Here is a 16,780-nt window from a genome sequence, read left to right on the forward strand (position 1 = left end):
CGCCGGACGCGCCCGTCAGCGCTTCGGGTAGCCCGCCTGCGGCCGGTCCTCGTCGAGCTCCTCGACGTGCTCGAACTCGGTGGGCTCGTGCCGCACGGTGCGGTTGTACAGCCAGGTGACGAACGACAGCACGATGCCGACGGCGAGCAGCCCGCCGGCGATGACGTACTGCTCCTGCTGCTCCTCGTTGCGCGCCCACGGACCCGCGAGGAAGGCACAGGTGACGGCGCCGAGCAGCGCGATCCACGTCTTGGTGCGGAAGTGCTCGTGCTGCACGGGCTTGCGGCGCAGCACCAGCAGCGCCACGTTCACCACCGCGAACACGGTGAGCAGCAGCAGCGACGTCGTGCCGCCCAGCAGGCTGATCGCGTCCGAGCCGGCCTCGGTCGCGCTGGCACGGACCACGTAGATGATGAGCCCGAACGAGATGAGCGTGGTGACGATGATCGACACCCACGGCGTCTTGCGGGTGCGGTGCACCCTGCCGAAGCTGCGCGGCAGCACGCCCTGGTGCGCCAGCCCGTACAGCAGGCGGGACGCCATGAGCATGTTGATCAGCGCGGAGTTCGCGACGGCGAACATGCCGATGAACGGGAAGATCGTGTCGAACGGCAGGCCCGGAGCCCCGGCGGCCACCACCTGGGTGAGGGCGGAGCCCTTCGAGTCGTCGGCCAGGTCGCCCACCGGCACCAGCGCGACCGCGGTGATCGCGACGAGCACGTAGATGAGCCCCGTGATGGACAGGCCCGTGAGCATGGTGCGCGGAAAGTCCTTCACGGGGTCGCGGCACTCCTCGGCCATGTTCACGGAGTCCTCGAAGCCCACCATCGCGAAGAACGCGAGCGTCGTCGCCGCCGTCACGGCGAGGAAGACGCTCTTGTCGTCGGCGCTCTCGAAGACGACCACGCGGGAGAAGTCCGCCCGCCCCTGGGTCATGCCCCACATTCCGACGAAGATGACCATGAGCAGGCCGGACAGCTCCACGAGGGTGAGCACCACGTTCGCCTTGACGCTCTCGCCGACGCCGCGGAAGTTCACCAGCGCGACGAGGGTCATGAACCCGAGCGCGATGAGCAGCAGCCCGGAGCCGCCGGGCTCGAGGCCGAGCCCGAAGCCGTCGTTGAGGAAGCCCGCGAACGCGTTCGACGCCGTCGACGCCGACGTGATGCCGGAGCACATCACCATGAACGCGATGATGAACGTGACGAAGTGGATGCCGAACGCCTTGTGCGTGTATAGCGCGGCGCCGGCGGCCTGGGGGTACTTGGTGACCAGCTCCAGGTACGAGAACGCGGTGAGGGTCGCCACCAGGAACGCGATGAGGAACGGCGCCCAGGCCGCGCCGCCCACCTCGCCGGCGACCTGCCCGGTGAGGGCGTAGACGCCGGTGCCGAGGATGTCCCCGACGATGAAGAGCAGCAGAAGCTTGCGCCCCATCACCCGCTTGAGGCCCGGTTCGGGGGCGGTGCCGCCCGCCCCGCCGCCCGCCTGGTCGATCGTCTGACTCATCGCGACCTCCTGGATCCTGCAGTGGATCGTGCTCTCGCGTGGATCGTGCTCTCGCACGGTTCGTCCGTGCCCCTCGCCTCGTCGCGCGGGCCTGGCCGTCCTTCAGTCCCCTCATGGAACCGCGCCGAGGCCTGACCTGCATGGGCGACGCGCGGGCGGGCAGGGCAGAGTTGCGCGCAACAAGGTCTCGCACGGTGCGGGTGCAGGGGGCAACCGGACTGACGAGGTGCATGCGGGTGCGACGAACGGTGGTCACGGGAGCGGGGGCGGTCACGCCCGTCGGCGGCACGGTCGAGGAGACGTGGGCGGCCCTGCGGGCCGGTGCGAACGGTGCCGGCGCGATCACGGAGGAGTGGGCCGGCACGCTGCCGGTGCGCATCGCCGCGCGGGCGGACGACTCCTTCGCCGCCGGGCTGAGCGTGCCCGAGCGCCGCGCGCGCGACCGGGTGGAGCAGCTGACGCTGGTCGCGGGCCGGGAGGCCTGGGCGTCGGCGGGGTCGCCGGACGTGGACCCCACCCGGGTCGCCGTGGCCGTCGGCACCGCGCACGGCGGCATCGCGACGACCGTCGCCATGCAGGACGTCCTCGGGACGGCCGGCTACCGCCGCGTGTCCCCGCACACCATCACGATGGCGATGGCGAACGGCCCGGCCGCCTACCTCTCCCTCGACCTGCGGGCCAAGGCCGGGGCCCGCGCCCCGGTGAGCGCGTGCGCCGCGGGGGTGGAGGCGATCGCCCAGGGCCGCGACCTGATCCGCTCGGGGGCGGCGGACGTCGTCGTGTGCGGCGGGGCGGAGGCCAGCATCGTGCCGCTGTCCCTCACCGGGTTCGGCCGGGTCCGCGCCCTGTCGACGCGCAACGACGAGCCGCTGCGCGCCTCGCGCCCGTTCGACGTCCACCGCGACGGCTTCGTCATGGGCGAGGGAGCCGTGCTCGTGGTGCTCGAGGCCGAGGAGCACGCCCGCGCGCGGGGCGCGACGGTCCTGGGGGCCGTGGACGGCGCGTCCCTCACCTCCGACGCGTTCGACATCGTCGGCGGCGACCCGGCCAACCAGGCCCGGACCATCACGCTCGCGCTGCGCGACGCCGGCCTGGAACCGGGCGACGTCGGGCTGGTGCACGCGCACGCGACGTCCACGCCGATGGGCGACGTCAACGAGGCCGCGGCCCTGCGCGCCGCGCTCGGCAGCCCGCCCGCCGTGACCGCCACGAAGGCGTCCACGGGTCACCTGCTCGGGGCGTCCGGCGCCCTGGGCGCGCTGGTCGCGCTGCTGGCGCTGCGCGACGGCGTCGTGCCGCCGACCATCAACCTCGACGACCCCGACCCGGCCGTCGACCTCGACGTCGTCACAGCGCCCCGGACGACGACGGCGCGGCACGCGCTCGTCGACGCCTTCGGCTTCGGCGGGCACAGCGCCGCGCTGGTGCTGTCGCGGGGATGAGCGCCGGAACCGGCGCCGGAACCGTCAGGAGAGGGCGGAGGCCAGGAAGCCCTCGACCGCCTCGAAGTAGGCGTCGGGCTGGTCGCGGCGCACGCAGTGGCCGGCGTCGGCGACGACGACGGTGCGCAGCAGCGGGTTGGTCGGGCCGGGCTCGTCGGGCGCCGGGCCGACGCTGTCCCGGTCGGGCAGGACCAGCAGGGTCGGCACCGTCAGCCGGGACACGAGGTCGGCCCAGCTCTCGCGACCGAGGTGCAGCCCCCGGCGCAGGTAGTCGCGCTGGACCTGCGGCTTGCATCGCGCCCAGGCCCGGGCCTCGGGCGGGCTCCACGCGCTCTCCGTGACGAGCGCGTCGAGCTCGCCCTGCGCGACACGCGCGCTCACGCCCTCGACGAACGCGAGGAACCCGGCGGCGTGCTCGGCCGGGCTGGGGCCGCCGTCCGCACGCGGCGGGTCCTCGAGCACCAGCGCGCGCACCGCCGCCGGCCGGGCGACCGCCGCGCGCAGCGCGAGCGCGCCGCCCATCGAGTGCCCCAGCAGCACGACGGGCTCCGGCTGGTCGTCGAGGACGGCGAGCACGTCGGCGAGCATCAGCTCGGCCGTGCCGCCCAGCTCGTCGTCGCGGAACCGTGGCGACGTGCCGTGGCCGCGCATGCTCGGCGCGACGATGCGCCAGTCCTGCTGCCAGCGGTGCACCAGGTCGGGGAAGTTGTCGCCCGCGTCGGTGAGGCCGTGCAGCACCACGACCGTGGGGGAGGCGGCGTCGCCGGCGGTGTGGATCGTCAGCTCTGAGGTCACGGCCCGGGAGCCTAGCGTCCCGGAGTTCACCCGAGCCCGGCGTTCCGGGGCTGCGTCTCCTCCCTCTTCTTCGGTACGTCGACGACGATGTCCCACGGGTGACTTCCGGTCACGATTCGGGCGAAGGTTCCCCGGGTGCCTTGACACCGTGACCGCGCCGGTCGTGCGATGAGAGCGAGACCGGGGCGCAAGGACGCGCCAGGCCGGTGCCGCGCGCACCGACCCCCCACCGGCCCGAGGGCGTAGGGGTGAGGCACATGCGAGGAGCTCCCAGGACGTCGGCGGTCGCCGCGGTCGCGGCCGTGGCGGCGTTGGCGTTGGCCGCGTGCGGCAGCAACGGCGGTGAACCGGAGAGCGGCGGCAGCGGCAGCGGCGGCGCGGACGAGGTGGAGGTCTTCACCTGGTGGGCCGCCGGGTCGGAGAAGGCCGGCCTGGACGCGCTGGTCAAGGTGTTCGACGAGCAGCACCCGGACGTGACGTTCATCAACGGGGCCGTGGCCGGTGGCGCGGGGTCGCAGGCGAAGGACCTGCTGCAGACCCGCCTGCAGGCGCAGGACCCGCCGGACACCTTCCAGGCCCACGCGGGCGCGGAGCTGCAGGACTACATCGACGCCGCGCAGATCGAGCCCGTCTCCGACCTCTACGACGAGTTCGGGCTGACCGACGCCTTCCCGCCCGACCTCGTGGACCGGCTGAAGGCCGACGACGGCGAGATCTACTCGATCCCGTCGAACATCCACCGCGCCAACGTGGTGTGGACCAACCGGCAGGTGCTCACCGACGCCGGTCTCGACCCGGACGCCACCTACCCCGACCTCTCGTCGTGGATGGACGACCTGGCCAAGCTGAAGGACGCGGGCGTCACGCCGCTCGCGATCGCGCAGGCGTGGACGCAGGTGCAGCTCCTCGAGACGGTGCTGCTGTCCGACCTGGGTGCCGAAGGCTACTCCGGGCTGTGGGACGGCTCCACCGACTGGAGCGGCCCCGAGGTCAAGGCGGCGCTGGAGGACTTCGAGACGCTCATGGGCTACACGAACACCGACCGGGACGGCCTCGACTGGCCGGAGTCGCAGCAGCTCGTCATCGACGGCAAGGCCGGGTTCACCGTGATGGGCGACTGGGCTGAGGCGTCGTACGTGGAGCAGAAGCAGGAGCTCGGCACCGACTACTCGGCGTACGCCGTGCCGGGCACGGACGGCGTCTTCGACTTCCTCGCCGACTCGTTCACGCTGCCGGTGGGCGCCCCGCACCCCGGCGGGGCCAAGGCGTGGCTCGAGACGGTGGGTTCGGCCGAGGGGCAGGAGGCGTTCAACAAGGCCAAGGGCTCCATCCCGGCCCGCACCGACATCGACATGTCGACCTTCGGCGAGTACCAGCAGTCCGCCGCGGAGGCGTTCAAGAGCGACACCATCGTGTCCTCGTTGGCGCACGGTGCCGCCGTCCCGGTGGCGATCTCGACGGCCATCACGGACGCCACGAGCAAGTTCACCTCGGGGGCGTCGGACCTGGCGACGTTCCAGTCGGAGCTGGCCGCCGCGGTCGCCGGCTGAGGCGCGATGCCCGCCGCCACGCGCAGGCGGACGGGGGTGCGCCGGGCGGTCCGCCGCGCCGGCGCGCCCCTGCTCCTGCTGCTGCCCTCCCTCGTCCTGGTCGGGGTGTTCGTCTACGGCCTCATCGTGGCGAACGCGCGCCAGTCCGCGACCGACAACCACACCGCCGCCCAGGCGACGGGCCAGGCGCCGACGACGGGCGTCGGGCTGCGCAACTACCTCGACCTGCTGGCCAGCGACGAGTTCCAGCACTCGCTGACGAACCTCGTGCTCTACACCGTGGTGTTCCTGGTGGGCACGATGATCATCGGCTTCCTGTGGGCCTGGCTGCTCGACAAGCCGCTGCGGGGCGAGGGGTTCTTCCGGTCGATCTACCTGTTCCCCATGGCGGTCTCGTTCATCGCGTCGGGCGTGGTGTGGCGGTGGCTGCTCAACTCCAACCAGGGCGAGCAGGCGTCGGGCCTCAACCGGCTGTTCCAGATGATCGGGCTGGACGCGCTGCAGAACAACTGGTGGAACAACGTGTCCGTGGGCATCGTCGCCATCGCGATCCCCGCGATCTGGCAGCTCTCGGGGTACGTGATGGCGCTGTTCCTCGCGGGCTTCCGCGGCATCCCCGTCGAGCTGCGCGAGGCCGCCCGGGTGGACGGCGCGAGCGAGTGGAAGCTGTACCGGCACGTGCTGTTCCCGCAGCTGTCGCCCATCGCGCTGTCGGCGCTCATCATCATCGGCCACATGTCGCTCAAGGCGTTCGACCTCATCATGTCGATCTCCAAGCCGGCGAACTACCAGACCAAGGTGCCCGCCGTGGACATGTACGTGTTCAAGTCGGCCTTCGACTACGCCAACGCGGCCGCCGTCGGCACGATCCTGCTGGTCATCGTGGCGATCGTCATCGTGCCGTACCTGGTCCACACCCACCGGCAGGACAAGCGATGACCGCCGTCGTCGAGGAGGCCGGACGCCCCATCGACCTCGGCCGCCGTGCCGCGCCGCGGGGCCGCTTCACCGTGGGCCGCACGCTGCGCTACCTGGTGCTGCTGCTCTTCGTGCTCGTGGTGCTGGTGCCGGTGTACGTGCTGCTCGTGACCAGCTTCAAGGGCCCGGGCGACGCCGCCCCGACCCGGGCGTGGAACCTGCCGCAGGTGTGGACCACGGCCAACTGGGAGACGGCGTGGTCCACGCTCTCGCCCGCCATCGCGCGCACCGTGCAGATGGTGGTGCCGGCCGCGCTGATCTCGGCCTTCCTCGGGTCGCTCAACGGGTTCGTGCTGTCGCGGTGGCGGTTCCCCGGCGCCGACCTCGTGTTCACGCTGATCCTGTTCGGCATGTTCATCCCGTACCAGGCGGTGATGATCCCGCTGAACCAGCTGGTGCTCGGGCTGGGCGTACCGAGCGGCGTCCCGGCGCTGATCCTGCTGCACGTCGTCTACGGCATCCCCATCACGACGCTGATCTTCCGCAACTACTACATGACCGTGCCGCAGGAGCTGATCGAGGCGGCGCGCGTCGACGGCGCGGGCATGCTGCGCACGTACGCGTGGATCGTGCTGCCGATCTCCGTGCCGAGCTTCGTCGTCGTGCTCATCTGGCAGTTCACGTCGGCGTGGAACGACTTCCTGTTCGCCGTGTTCTTCTCGTCCAGCCAGAACGGGCCCGTGACCCTCGCGCTGAACAACCTCGCCAACGGCGCGCTGCTGCAGGACTACGGCGTCTCCATGGCGGGCGCACTGTTCGCCTCGCTGCCCACGCTGCTCGTGTACGTGCTGCTGGGCCGGTACTTCATGGGCGGACTGATGTCCGGGTCGGTCAAGGGCTGAACGGACCACGCGGGCCTGTGGACGACCGCGGCCGGGTGTCGGGAGCACCGGGCAGGCTGGGGGCATGACGACGACCACCCCCGCCGCCCGGTGCTTCGGCGACGGCGACCCCCTGTACGAGGCGTACCACGACACCGAGTGGGGCGTGCCCGTGCACGGCGAGGCCGCGCTGCTGGAGCGGATCGCGCTGGAGGGCTTCCAGTCCGGCCTGTCGTGGATCACCGTGCTGCGCAAGCGCCCCGCGTTCCGGGAGGTGTTCGCCGGGTTCGAGCCGGAGAAGGTCGCGGCCCTCACCCCCGACGACGTCGAGCGCCTGCTCGGCGACGCCCGGATCATCCGCAACCGGCAGAAGATCGAGGCCACGATCGGCAACGCCCGCGCCGTGCTCGCCCTGCACGACGACGGCCGCACGCTCGACGAGCTGTTCTGGTCGTTCGCGCCGGAGCCGCGCGTGGTACGACTCGCGTCCTGGCATACGGTGCCCGCCATGACCGACGAGTCGAAGGCCATGGCCAAGACCCTCAAGAAGGAGGGGTTCCGCTTCTTCGGCCCGACGACGGCGTACGCGGCCATGCAGGCCTGCGGGCTCGTGGACGACCACCTCGCGACGTGCCCGGTGGTCACGGGCCACCGGTCAGTGGCGGGCGGCGCGGCGTAGGGCGGCGAACGCCCCCGTCGACCAGAGCGCGAGCGCGACGAGAGCCGGCTGGAAGAACAGCCGGGCGAACCGCTTGGCGTCGGTGTCGAGGCCGAACCCGTCCTTCCGTTCGAGCCACTGGCCGACGTTCCCGGGGAAGATCACGACGAAGAAGGCTGCGACGACCAGTCCCACCGCGACCTTCCACCGGGCGAGCGCCACGAGCGACCCGCCCAGCACGATCTCCACGGCCCCGGACGCGAGGACGGTGACGTCCTCGTCGACCGGGAACCAGGCGGGGACCTGGGCCCGGAACTCCTCGCGGGCGACCGTGAGGTGGGTGATGCCGGCCCCGGCGAGCGCCACGCCGAGCGCGACCCTCCCGATCCGGCGAGGCATCGACGTGGGCTCCGGTCGCACGAGCTCCTTCAGGTCCATCCGGCGATGCTCGCAGCACCGGCCGCGCGACGCACCCGAGGGCTCGGTCGGGTGGACGGGCGGCCGACCGTGCCACCTGGTCCAATGTCCGCATGACCGGGTTCTGGTGGGGCCTGCTGGGCAGCTCGTCGCTGCTGATCGGCGCCGCCCTCGTGCTGTGGCGGACGCCGAGCCGGCGGCTCACGGGCCTCATCATGGCGTTCGGCGCGGGCGTGCTCATCAGCGCGGTCGCGTACGACCTGGTCGAGGACGCCTCGCGGGCGGCGAGCGGCTGGGTGCTGCTCGCGGGGCTGGCCGCCGGTGCGCTGACGTTCTTCGTCGGCGACCTGCTCATCGACCGGCGCGGAGGACGGGACCGCAAGCGGTCCACGGGCGCGCAGTCGGAGGGGTCGGGCGGCGCGATCGCGCTGGGCACCGTGCTGGACGGCATCCCCGAGTCGGTGGTGCTGGGCTCGACCCTGGTCGGGGGTGGCGGGGTGAGCGTCGCGGTCCTCGCCGCCGTGTTCATCTCCAACCTGCCCGAGGCGATGTCCGCCACCGTCGGGCTGCGCCAGGCGGGCACGTCCACCGCCCGGCTGGCGCTGCTGTGGGGCGGCACCACCCTGGTCTCCGCGGTCGCCGCGGGCGTCGGCTACGCGGCGCTGGGCACCGCCGACCCGGTGACCATCGCCGTCGTGCAGGCCTTCGCCGCCGGCGCGCTGCTCACCATGCTGGTCGACACGATGATCCCCGAGGCCACCGAGTTCGGCGGCCCGGTCACCGGGCTCGTCACCGTGCTCGGCTTCGCGACCGCCTTCGGGCTGTCGGCGCTGGGCTAGGCCGCCGGCGCCGCCGCCTCGAGCTCGGAGACCGTTCCCGACATGATCGTCCGCACGTGCCTGGTGACGTGCTCCACCGGCCAGTCCCACCACGCCACGGCGAGGAGCCGCGCGACGTCGTCGGCGCCGTACCGGGTCCTCAGCAGCCGGGCGGGGTTGCCGCCGACGATCCCGTAGTCGGGCACGTCCCGGGTGACCACGGCACCGGCCGCGACGATCGCGCCGTGGCCGATGCGGACACCGGGCATGACCGTGACCCCGTGGCCGAACCAGACGTCGTGGCCCACCACCGTGTCCCCGCGTCCGGGCAGGCCGGTGATGAGGTCGAAGTGCTCCGCCCACGCGCCCCCCATCGTGGGGAACGGGAAGGTGGACGGCCCGTCCAGGCGGTGGTTGGCGCCGTTCATGATGACGGCATCGCGACGGCAGTCCTCTCGTCGGTCAGGAGTCGGAGGGCGCGAGGGTGCGCAGGACGTCGAACTCGTTGCCCTCGGGGTCGGCCATGACCACCCAGGTCCGGTCGGCGCCCTGGCCGACGTCCGCCCGGGTGGCGCCGAGGTCGAGCAGGCGGGCGACCTCGTCGGCGGTGCTGCGGTCGACCGGGCTCACGTCCAGGTGGAGGCGGTTCTTCACGCTCTTGCCCTCCGGCACCCGGGTGAACACGATCGTCGGCGGCATCTGACGGGCCTGGATGTCCTCGACGGTCGGCTCCCAGGAGGCGATCTCGACCATGTCGTCGCTCCGGTCGAGCACCGTGAAGTCCAGGACGGCGCACCAGAACGCCGCGAGCCGTTCCGGGTCGTGGCAGTCGACGGTCAGCTCGGTGAACCTGCTCGTCATGTCTCTCCCTCGAGGTGCCGACGTCCTGCGGCGACGGTCGTCGCACGAGGAACCTCGCACACCCTGGACGCCTTCTCCACCGAATTGGACCGCTCTCGAGTCGGCACGATGACCACCCTCGCCGCGCGGCTCCCGGCATCGACCCGTTCGGGCTGGGGCCGGACGTCGCGCCGCTCGCCCACGGTCGGATCGCGCACGGCCGAGGAACCCGCGGCCTGCCGCCGACGACGGCCTGGGACAAGCAGCCCGGGCCGTCGTCGGGGACGGTCCGTGCGTCAGACCGCCGCGCGGTCCGCCTCCTCGACGGCGGCGACCTGCTGCTGCACCTCGCGGACGCGGGCGACGTCGAGCTTCTCGGACCGGTCGAAGCGGTACACGCCGTTCTGCTCCTGGAACACGTCGGTGAGCTGGGTGTAGCAGTAACCGAACATCAGCGGGTCGCCGAGCAGCACCTCGGTGAGGCCGCGGAACCGACCTTGGAACTCCTCCTCGTCCGCGACGCGCTGGCCGTAGCCCCACGACTCGGCGGTGTCGTTCCCCGCCGCGGCGGCCGCCGCCTCCGGGTTCCACCAGATGCCGCCGTACTCGGAGACGAAGTAGGGCTGCCCCCGGTACGGCACGGACATCGCCGCGTCCTCGCGCCGGTTCTCGTACGGCGCGCCGTCGGCCAGCCCGGCCATCTGGCGCGCGAACCGCTCCGGGTCCTGCTCGTAGCTGTGGGAGTCCCAGACGTCGGTCTCGAGCACGCGGTGCGCGTAGCCGCTGGCGTCGACGACGGGCCGCGAGGGGTCCGCGAGCTTGGTGGCGAGGAACATGCCGCGGGTGACGTCGTCGAGCACGGTCATCCGGTCGTGCAGGTCCTGGTGCGTCTCGTTGAGCGGGCACCAGCCGATGATCGACGGGTGCGAGTGGTCGCGCTCCAGCACCTCGAGCCACTGGGTGGTGAACGACGCCGTGGGCTGCTGGTTGTGGCCGACGGTGCCCTGCCCGCTCACGCCCCAGTCGCCGAACTCGCCCCACACGAGGTAGCCGAGGCGGTCGGCGTGGAACAGGAACCGCTCCTCGAAGACCTTCTGGTGCAGGCGCGCGCCGTTGAACCCGGCCTCGAGGCCGAGCTCGATGTCGCGCACGAGCGCGGCGTCGGACGGCGCCGTCATGAGCGACTCGGGCCAGTACCCCTGGTCGAGCACCAGTCGCTGGAAGACGGCTCGCCCGTTGATCCGCACGGCCTGGCCGTCGATCGCGACGGACCGCAGGCCCGCGTAGGACTCCACGGCGTCGACGATCGCGCCGTCACCGTCGCGCAGCTCCACCCGCAGGCCGTACAGGTGCGGGTCGCCCGGGCCCCAGAGCCGCACGCGACCCTCGGGAACGACGATGCGCAGCGCCGGCGCGAGGTCGACGTCGGCGCGCGCCGTCTCGGTGGCCACGACGCCGTCCGCGTCGGTGAGCGTCGCGGTGACGGTGTGGCCGGAACGGTTCGCCGTCAGCGGCAGGACGACGTCGAACGCGCTGCTCGCCACCTGCGGCGTGACGCGCGGGCGGCGCAGGTGGGCGCCCGGGACGGGCTCCAGCCACACCGTCTGCCAGATGCCCGTGGTGCGCGTGTACTGGCAGTGGGTGTTCGCGTACCAGGTGGCCTGCTTGCCGCGGGCCTGCCGGGCGTCGCGCGGGTCACGGGCCCGCACGACGACGGTCACGGTGTCGCCGGGCGCCGCCACGCCGTGCAGGTCGGCGGTGAAGGGCGAGAACCCTCCGCGGTGGCGCACCACCTCGGTGCCGTCCACCCACACGGTGGTGTCGTGGTCGACGGCGCCGAAGTGCAGCAGCACGTGGGTGTCGTCGCCGGCGACCGCGGCCCACTCGGCCGGGACGGTCACCTCACGGCGGTACCAGACCGCCTCGAGGAAGTCGGTGTCCCCGATCCCGGACAGCTCCGACTCGGGCGCGAACGGCACGGTGATCGAGCCGGACAGCGGCCGCTCGCGCAGGCCGCGCTCGAGCCCCGAGTCGCCGCGGTCCAGCTCGAACTGCCACGTGCCGTTGAGGTTCAGCCAGCGCTCGCGCACCACCTGCGGGCGCGGGTACTCGGGGCGAGGGACGTCGACGCCGCCCGGAGCGGACGGCGGGTCGAGGGGCAGGAAGGGCATCGGCGGGCTCCGTTGCATCGTCGTCGAGAGGGCGGTCGGGGCCGATTCACCCTCGCCGCTGCCACTGAGTGGATCACAGGATCACCCCTGGATGCAACGTTGAATCATCACCGGCCCGCGCGCGTGCTCTCGCGCATCAGAAGCCGGTGCGGCACCACCAGGTCCACGACGTCCGAGCCCCCGTCGCCCTGCGCGGCCGCGTCGAGGTCCGGGCCGGCGGCCGGGTCGATCCGGCGCACGAGCCGGTCCACGGCCGCCTCCGCGATCGCCCGGACGTCGGGCGCCACCGTCGTCAGCGACGGGTTCGCGTACCGCCCGTCCTCCGTGTTGTCCCAGCCCGTGACCGCCACGTCGTCAGGCACGCCGATCCCGTTGGTGCGCAGCGCGAACACGGCGCCCAGCGCCAGCTCGTCGTTGGCGCACACGAGGCCGTCGATCTCCCCGGTGCGGGCGAGCACGCTCTCGACGGCAGCGGCGCCGTCCGCGCGCGAGAACCGGCCGCCCGGCAGGATCCAGCGCTCGTCGACCTCGATCCCCGCCTCCGCGCACGCCGCCCGGAACCCCCGCAACCGGGGCGCACCGGTCCGGGCGAGCGCCTCGGGCTCCGCCCCCAGGAAGCCGAGCCGCCTGCGGCCCGACGCGACCAGGTGCCGCGTGACCTCCTCTGCCGCCCCCACGTTGTCGATGCTCACGTGGTCGGTACGCCGGCCACCGGCCAGCCCGGGGTCGTCCCGCTCGCCCAGGAGCACCATCGGCGTCGCGCCTCGCAGCCCCGAGATCTCCGCCGGCCCGAGAGCCAGCGGCGAGAAGACGATCCCGTCGATCGCGTGGACGGCGAACCCTCGCGCGACCTCGAGCTCGACGTCCCGGTCACCACGGGTCTCCTCGATGAGCACGCGATACCCCCGGCCCCCGGCGACCTCGATCATGACGTGCGCCAGCTCGGCGAAGTACGGCGCGTGGATCCACGGCACCGCCAGGGCGAAGGTCCTGGTCCGCCCCTGCCTCAGCTGCCGGCCCGCGAGGCTCGGACGGTATCCGAGGTCCGCGATGACCCCCTCCACCCGCGCACGGGTGGCCTCCCCGACGCGCCCCGTGCCGTTCACGACGTTCGAGACCGTCTTCCACGAGACCCCGGCCGCCGCCGCGACGTCCTTGATCCCCGGCGACCTGACCCGTCCGCGACCCGTGCCCCGGCTCGCGCCGTCCGTCGTGCCCTGCTCGACCACTCGTCCCCCTCGCACCTACCGGCCTGGGCCGGTCCGCGCGTCACCCCTTGACGGCGACGCCTTCCGTAGTTCATCGTGATCCAACGTTAGACCGCAACGTTGCACCACGGGTCGAGGACGACCCCCGAGAGATCGGATGCTCTGTGACCGTGACCGGTGAGCCGATGACGGCGATACCCGACGCGCCCCGCCGGGACCGCGCACGAGGCGTGGCCAAGCGCCGTCGTGAGGCTGGTGCGGGGTTCGCGTTCTTGTCGCCGTGGTTGGTGGGTTTTGTGGTGTTGACGGCGTTCCCGATGGTGGCGTCGTTGTATCTGGCGTTCACGGACTACGACTTGTTCCGGCCGCCGTCGTGGGTCGGGATCGACAACTTCGTGAAGTTGTTCGAGGACCCCCGGTTCTGGACGTCGGCGAAGGTGACCGCGATCTATGTGCTGGTCGGCACACCGATCAAGCTCGCGGCGGCGTTGCTGGTCGCGATGGTGCTGAACATGAAGCACCGCGGGCAGGGCGCGTACCGGTCGATCTTCTACGCCCCGAGCCTGATCGGCGCGAGCGTGTCGATCGCGATCGTGTGGAAGGCGATGTTCATCGATGACGGCATCGTGGACCGGATCCAGCAGCTGTTCGGGCTGCCGGCCGGGGGTTGGGTGGGTGACCCGTCCAAGACGATGCCGATGTTCGTGCTGCTCGCGGTGTGGACGTTCGGCGCCCCGATGGTCATCTTCCTCGCGGGGTTGAAGCAGATCCCGGCCGAGCTGTACGAGGCGGCCGCGGTGGATGGTGCGGGCCCGGTCCGCAAGTTCTGGCGGATCACGATCCCGATGCTGTCCCCGGTGCTGTTCTTCAACCTGCTGCTGGAGACGATCGGCGCGTTCCAGGTGTTCGGGTCGGCGTTCATCATCTCTGGTGGCACCGGCGGCCCCGCGGACTCGACCCTGTTCTACACGCTCTACCTGTACATCAAGGGCTTCGCACAGTTCGACATGGGGTACGCCTCGGCCATGGCCTGGGTCCTGGTCGTCGTGGTCGGCGTGATCACCGCGATCTTGTTCAAGACGTCCAACGCCTGGGTCCACTACTCCGGAGACAACCGATGAGCGCCCCGACCCTCTCCCAGCCCGCACCCGTGCGCGAGACGCGTGTGGTGGATACCTCGCTGCGTCAGGCGGCCAAGCGGCGTAAGGGTGTCCGGTCGGTCGGGTTCCACGCCTTCATGGTCGTGTGCACGATCGTGGTGCTGTACCCGGCCGCGTGGATGCTCATGAGCTCGTTCAAGCCGTCGAACGAGATCATCGGGAACATCAGCCTGTGGTCGGACAACCTGTCGCTGTCCAACTTCGCGACCGCGTTGTCCGGGATCGGCGGGGTCGGGTTCTGGACCTTCTTCGGCAACTCCATGATCCTCGCCGTCGCGTCGGTGGTCGGGGTGATCCTGTCCTCGACCGTGGCGGCGTACGCGTTCGCGCGGATCGACTTCCCCGGCCGGGGCATCTTCTTCGCGATCATGATCGGCACGCTGCTGCTGCCGTTCCACGTCGTGATCATCCCGCAATACATCATGTTCAACGAGCTCGGCATGGTGAACACGTTCATCCCCCTGCTCGCGCCGAAGTTCCTCGCCGGCGAGGCGTTCTTCGTGTTCCTCATGGTCCAGTTCATGCGGAACCTGCCCCGCGAGCTGGACGAGGCAGCCCGCATCGACGGCGCGGGACACGGGCGCATCTTCGGATCGATCATGCTGCCGCTGATGCGCCCCGCGATCATCACCAGCTCGATCTTCGCGTTCATCTGGTCCTGGAACGACTTCCTCGGCCCGCTGCTCTACCTCAAGAAGCCCGACCTGTACCCGCTGCCCATCGCGCTGCGGTTGTACGTCGACCAGACCAGCGTGTCCGACTACGGCGCACAGATGGCCATGGCCGTCCTGGCCCTGCTGCCCGTGATGATCTTCTTCATCCTCTTCCAGCGCTACATCGTCGACGGCGTCGCCACCCAAGGCCTCAAGGGCTGACGCCCGCGCGCCTGCACCACCCATCACACACCGACCAGCCGCGGCGGGCACGACCGCCCAGGCCCGACCCCCGCAGTGCTGCGGGACGGAGGAACCCCCATGAAGCTCGCACGACTCTCCGGCGCCGTCGCCGCCATCGCCGTCACGGTCGGCCTGACCGCCGCCTGTGGGAACGGCGGGGCCGACGCCGGCCCGGCCGCCAAGGTCTCCACGGACGAGGACATCACGCTGTCCTTCGCGTGGTGGGGCAACGACGACCGGGCCGCGAGGTACGAGAAGGCGATCGACGCCTTCGAGGAGAAGCACCCGAACATCACCATCCAGACGCAGTTCCAGTCCTGGGACGACTACTGGACGGCACGCTCCACCGAGGCGGCGGGCAGCGCCCTGCCCGACGTCGTCCAGATGGACGCGGGCTACGTGCGGCAGTACGGCGCCACGGGCCAGCTCGCCGAGCTCGACGGCCAGGTGGGCGTCAACCTCGACACCGGCGGCGTGGACGACACCGCGCTCGCATCGGGTCAGATCGAGGGCAAGACCTACGCCGTCCCCGTCAGCCTCAACACCCAGTCGATCATCTACAACGCGAAGCTCCTCAAGGAGCTGGGCATGGAGCCCCCGGCCGAGGGCTACACCTGGGACGACCTGGTCCAGTGGTTCGCGGACGTCGCCGAGGCGGGCGCGAAGCACGACCCGCAGGTGTACCCCGTGGGCGACATGACGGGGAACAACCCGTGGTTCCTGCAGTGGCTGGTGCAGCAGGGCAAGGCACCCTTCACCGACGACGGCCAGATCGCGTTCACCCAGGAGGACGTGCAGGCCTGGACCGACCTGTGGGCCCCCCTGCGCGAGTCCCAGGCCTTCTTCCCGGCGAAGCGAGCGGCCCAGCTCGAGCCCAAGACGGGCCTGAACTCCGCCGAGGTCGTGGCCGAGGCGAACTGGGACACGCTGATGCCCAACTACACCGCGGAGCTCGGCAGCGAGGACCTCGAGCTCATGCCCATCCCCACGGGTGACGACGGCAAGAAGATGTACTGGCACTCCGGCGTGATGCTCTCGGCGTCCGCCAACTCGTCCCACCCCGACGCGGCGGCCGCGTTCATCGACTTCATGACGAACGACCCGCAGGTGGGCGAGATCTTCGGCACCAGCAAGGGTGTGCCCGCCACCGACGCCCAGAAGGACGCGATGAAGATCGAGGACGGGTCGCCCGACTCCCGCCTGCTCGACTACGAGGACACCCACGCCGACGACGTCACCGAGCCCGCCCCCGTCCCGGTCGAGGGCTACGGCGAGATCGAGGTCGAGATGGCGCGCCTGTCCGAGGAGATGCAGTACGGCAACCTCGACGCGGACCAGTTCGCGGCCCAGTGGTTCGCCTACGTGCAGGACACCGTCAAGGCGCAGTGACACCCCGGGTGGGGGGCCCCCCCCGGCCCCCCCCCCGCGCCGCCCCACCCCCCCGCGCCCCCCCCCCCCCCGCCACCGGCCCCCGCCCCGCCCCACCCACCCCCACCGGAACCGGCCCCAGCCGCCCC

At 71.7% G+C, this 16,780-nt stretch carries 16 protein-coding genes; 9 read left to right on the forward strand and 7 right to left on the reverse strand.

Annotated elements, in window-relative coordinates; genetic code table 11:
- Positions 1 to 15: 15 nt before the first annotated feature.
- The gene (locus ACFQ8Y_RS13085) at positions 16 to 1,509 is read right to left on the reverse strand and encodes an APC family permease (RefSeq protein WP_430550840.1); all 1,494 of its coding nucleotides are present in this window, start codon (positions 1,507 to 1,509) and stop codon (positions 16 to 18) included.
- A gap of 230 nt (positions 1,510 to 1,739) precedes the next feature.
- Here ACFQ8Y_RS13085 and ACFQ8Y_RS13090 point away from each other — a divergent pair, with 230 nt between their 5' ends.
- On the forward strand, positions 1,740 to 2,951 hold the full coding sequence (locus tag ACFQ8Y_RS13090; RefSeq protein WP_430550839.1) for a beta-ketoacyl-[acyl-carrier-protein] synthase family protein: 1,212 nt from the start codon (positions 1,740 to 1,742) through the stop codon (positions 2,949 to 2,951).
- Positions 2,952 to 2,975: 24 nt separating this feature from the next.
- Here the strand turns inward: ACFQ8Y_RS13090 and ACFQ8Y_RS13095 are convergent, their stop codons facing one another.
- Positions 2,976 to 3,746: an alpha/beta fold hydrolase gene (locus ACFQ8Y_RS13095; protein WP_430562609.1), complete on the reverse strand. Its 771-nt coding sequence runs from the start codon at positions 3,744 to 3,746 to the stop codon at positions 2,976 to 2,978.
- A gap of 257 nt (positions 3,747 to 4,003) precedes the next feature.
- Between ACFQ8Y_RS13095 and ACFQ8Y_RS13100 the strand changes: the two genes are divergently transcribed.
- The 4 genes from ACFQ8Y_RS13100 to ACFQ8Y_RS13115 all read left to right on the forward strand — a co-directional run bounded on the left by ACFQ8Y_RS13100 (position 4,004) and on the right by ACFQ8Y_RS13115 (position 7,774).
- Positions 4,004 to 5,296: an ABC transporter substrate-binding protein gene (locus tag ACFQ8Y_RS13100; protein ID WP_430585715.1), complete on the forward strand. Its 1,293-nt coding sequence runs from the start codon at positions 4,004 to 4,006 to the stop codon at positions 5,294 to 5,296.
- Between the two features lie 6 nt (positions 5,297 to 5,302).
- The gene (locus ACFQ8Y_RS13105) at positions 5,303 to 6,235 is read left to right on the forward strand and encodes a carbohydrate ABC transporter permease (RefSeq protein WP_430562610.1); all 933 of its coding nucleotides are present in this window, start codon (positions 5,303 to 5,305) and stop codon (positions 6,233 to 6,235) included.
- A complete protein-coding gene (locus tag ACFQ8Y_RS13110) occupies positions 6,232 to 7,116 on the forward strand; it encodes a carbohydrate ABC transporter permease (RefSeq protein ID WP_430550835.1) in 885 nt (294 codons plus the stop codon). The genes ACFQ8Y_RS13105 and ACFQ8Y_RS13110 overlap by 4 nt, the downstream gene beginning before the upstream one ends.
- 64 nt (positions 7,117 to 7,180) lie before the next feature.
- Positions 7,181 to 7,774 carry a DNA-3-methyladenine glycosylase I gene (locus ACFQ8Y_RS13115; RefSeq protein WP_430585716.1) on the forward strand — a complete coding sequence of 198 codons (594 nt, stop codon included), beginning with the start codon at positions 7,181 to 7,183 and terminating at the stop codon, positions 7,772 to 7,774.
- Here ACFQ8Y_RS13115 and ACFQ8Y_RS13120 read toward each other — a convergent pair.
- On the reverse strand, positions 7,751 to 8,191 hold the full coding sequence (locus tag ACFQ8Y_RS13120; protein WP_430562613.1) for a hypothetical protein: 441 nt from the start codon (positions 8,189 to 8,191) through the stop codon (positions 7,751 to 7,753). The two genes, ACFQ8Y_RS13115 and ACFQ8Y_RS13120, sit on opposite strands and share 24 nt — an antisense overlap.
- A 92-nt stretch (positions 8,192 to 8,283) precedes the next feature.
- Here ACFQ8Y_RS13120 and ACFQ8Y_RS13125 point away from each other — a divergent pair, with 92 nt between their 5' ends.
- Positions 8,284 to 9,009: a ZIP family metal transporter gene (locus ACFQ8Y_RS13125; protein WP_430550832.1), complete on the forward strand. Its 726-nt coding sequence runs from the start codon at positions 8,284 to 8,286 to the stop codon at positions 9,007 to 9,009.
- Here ACFQ8Y_RS13125 and ACFQ8Y_RS13130 read toward each other — a convergent pair.
- The 4 genes from ACFQ8Y_RS13130 to ACFQ8Y_RS13145 all read right to left on the reverse strand — a co-directional run bounded on the left by ACFQ8Y_RS13130 (position 9,006) and on the right by ACFQ8Y_RS13145 (position 13,228).
- Entirely contained in the window at positions 9,006 to 9,416 is a 411-nt protein-coding gene (locus ACFQ8Y_RS13130; protein ID WP_430585717.1) for a CatB-related O-acetyltransferase, read from the reverse strand. The genes ACFQ8Y_RS13125 and ACFQ8Y_RS13130 overlap by 4 nt on opposite strands.
- A gap of 34 nt (positions 9,417 to 9,450) precedes the next feature.
- Positions 9,451 to 9,849 carry a VOC family protein gene (locus ACFQ8Y_RS13135; RefSeq protein ID WP_430562615.1) on the reverse strand — a complete coding sequence of 133 codons (399 nt, stop codon included), beginning with the start codon at positions 9,847 to 9,849 and terminating at the stop codon, positions 9,451 to 9,453.
- Between the two features lie 275 nt (positions 9,850 to 10,124).
- The gene (locus ACFQ8Y_RS13140; RefSeq protein WP_430585718.1) at positions 10,125 to 11,999 is read right to left on the reverse strand and encodes a glycoside hydrolase family 2 protein; all 1,875 of its coding nucleotides are present in this window, start codon (positions 11,997 to 11,999) and stop codon (positions 10,125 to 10,127) included.
- Positions 12,000 to 12,106: 107 nt separating this feature from the next.
- On the reverse strand, positions 12,107 to 13,228 hold the full coding sequence (locus tag ACFQ8Y_RS13145; protein WP_430585719.1) for a LacI family DNA-binding transcriptional regulator: 1,122 nt from the start codon (positions 13,226 to 13,228) through the stop codon (positions 12,107 to 12,109).
- A gap of 164 nt (positions 13,229 to 13,392) precedes the next feature.
- Between ACFQ8Y_RS13145 and ACFQ8Y_RS13150 the strand changes: the two genes are divergently transcribed.
- From ACFQ8Y_RS13150 to ACFQ8Y_RS13160, 3 genes are all read left to right on the forward strand, one after another.
- Positions 13,393 to 14,328, forward strand: coding sequence for a carbohydrate ABC transporter permease (locus tag ACFQ8Y_RS13150; RefSeq protein WP_430585734.1), 936 nt, complete (start codon positions 13,393 to 13,395; stop codon positions 14,326 to 14,328).
- Complete coding sequence (locus tag ACFQ8Y_RS13155; protein WP_430585720.1) at positions 14,325 to 15,242, forward strand: carbohydrate ABC transporter permease; 918 nt, start codon at positions 14,325 to 14,327, stop codon at positions 15,240 to 15,242. The genes ACFQ8Y_RS13150 and ACFQ8Y_RS13155 overlap by 4 nt, the downstream gene beginning before the upstream one ends.
- A gap of 99 nt (positions 15,243 to 15,341) precedes the next feature.
- Positions 15,342 to 16,652 (forward strand): ABC transporter substrate-binding protein, encoded by a 1,311-nt coding sequence (locus ACFQ8Y_RS13160; protein WP_430562619.1) that lies wholly within the window; start codon positions 15,342 to 15,344, stop codon positions 16,650 to 16,652.
- Positions 16,653 to 16,780 lie beyond the last annotated feature (128 nt).

It is taken from the genome of Isoptericola sp. NPDC056605 (assembly GCF_042792795.1).
In the GTDB taxonomy this organism is placed as follows: domain Bacteria; phylum Actinomycetota; class Actinomycetes; order Actinomycetales; family Cellulomonadaceae; genus Isoptericola.

Excerpts from the sequence above, each read along its gene's own strand:
- ACFQ8Y_RS13140 (WP_430585718.1), bottom strand. The coding sequence starts at position 11,999 with ATGCCCTTCCTGCCCCTCGACCCGCCGTCCGCTCCGGGCGGCGTCGAC.
- ACFQ8Y_RS13115 (WP_430585716.1), top strand. The coding sequence starts at position 7,181 with ATGACGACGACCACCCCCGCCGCCCGGTGCTTCGGCGACGGCGACCCC.
- ACFQ8Y_RS13130 (WP_430585717.1), bottom strand. The coding sequence starts at position 9,416 with ATGAACGGCGCCAACCACCGCCTGGACGGGCCGTCCACCTTCCCGTTC.
- ACFQ8Y_RS13105 (WP_430562610.1), top strand. The coding sequence starts at position 5,303 with ATGCCCGCCGCCACGCGCAGGCGGACGGGGGTGCGCCGGGCGGTCCGC.
- ACFQ8Y_RS13085 (WP_430550840.1), bottom strand. The coding sequence starts at position 1,509 with ATGAGTCAGACGATCGACCAGGCGGGCGGCGGGGCGGGCGGCACCGCC.
- ACFQ8Y_RS13150 (WP_430585734.1), top strand. The coding sequence starts at position 13,393 with ATGACGGCGATACCCGACGCGCCCCGCCGGGACCGCGCACGAGGCGTG.
- ACFQ8Y_RS13100 (WP_430585715.1), top strand. The coding sequence starts at position 4,004 with ATGCGAGGAGCTCCCAGGACGTCGGCGGTCGCCGCGGTCGCGGCCGTG.
- ACFQ8Y_RS13110 (WP_430550835.1), top strand. The coding sequence starts at position 6,232 with ATGACCGCCGTCGTCGAGGAGGCCGGACGCCCCATCGACCTCGGCCGC.
- ACFQ8Y_RS13125 (WP_430550832.1), top strand. The coding sequence starts at position 8,284 with ATGACCGGGTTCTGGTGGGGCCTGCTGGGCAGCTCGTCGCTGCTGATC.
- ACFQ8Y_RS13090 (WP_430550839.1), top strand. The coding sequence starts at position 1,740 with ATGCGGGTGCGACGAACGGTGGTCACGGGAGCGGGGGCGGTCACGCCC.
- ACFQ8Y_RS13160 (WP_430562619.1), top strand. The coding sequence starts at position 15,342 with ATGAAGCTCGCACGACTCTCCGGCGCCGTCGCCGCCATCGCCGTCACG.
- ACFQ8Y_RS13155 (WP_430585720.1), top strand. The coding sequence starts at position 14,325 with ATGAGCGCCCCGACCCTCTCCCAGCCCGCACCCGTGCGCGAGACGCGT.
- ACFQ8Y_RS13135 (WP_430562615.1), bottom strand. The coding sequence starts at position 9,849 with ATGACGAGCAGGTTCACCGAGCTGACCGTCGACTGCCACGACCCGGAA.
- ACFQ8Y_RS13120 (WP_430562613.1), bottom strand. The coding sequence starts at position 8,191 with ATGGACCTGAAGGAGCTCGTGCGACCGGAGCCCACGTCGATGCCTCGC.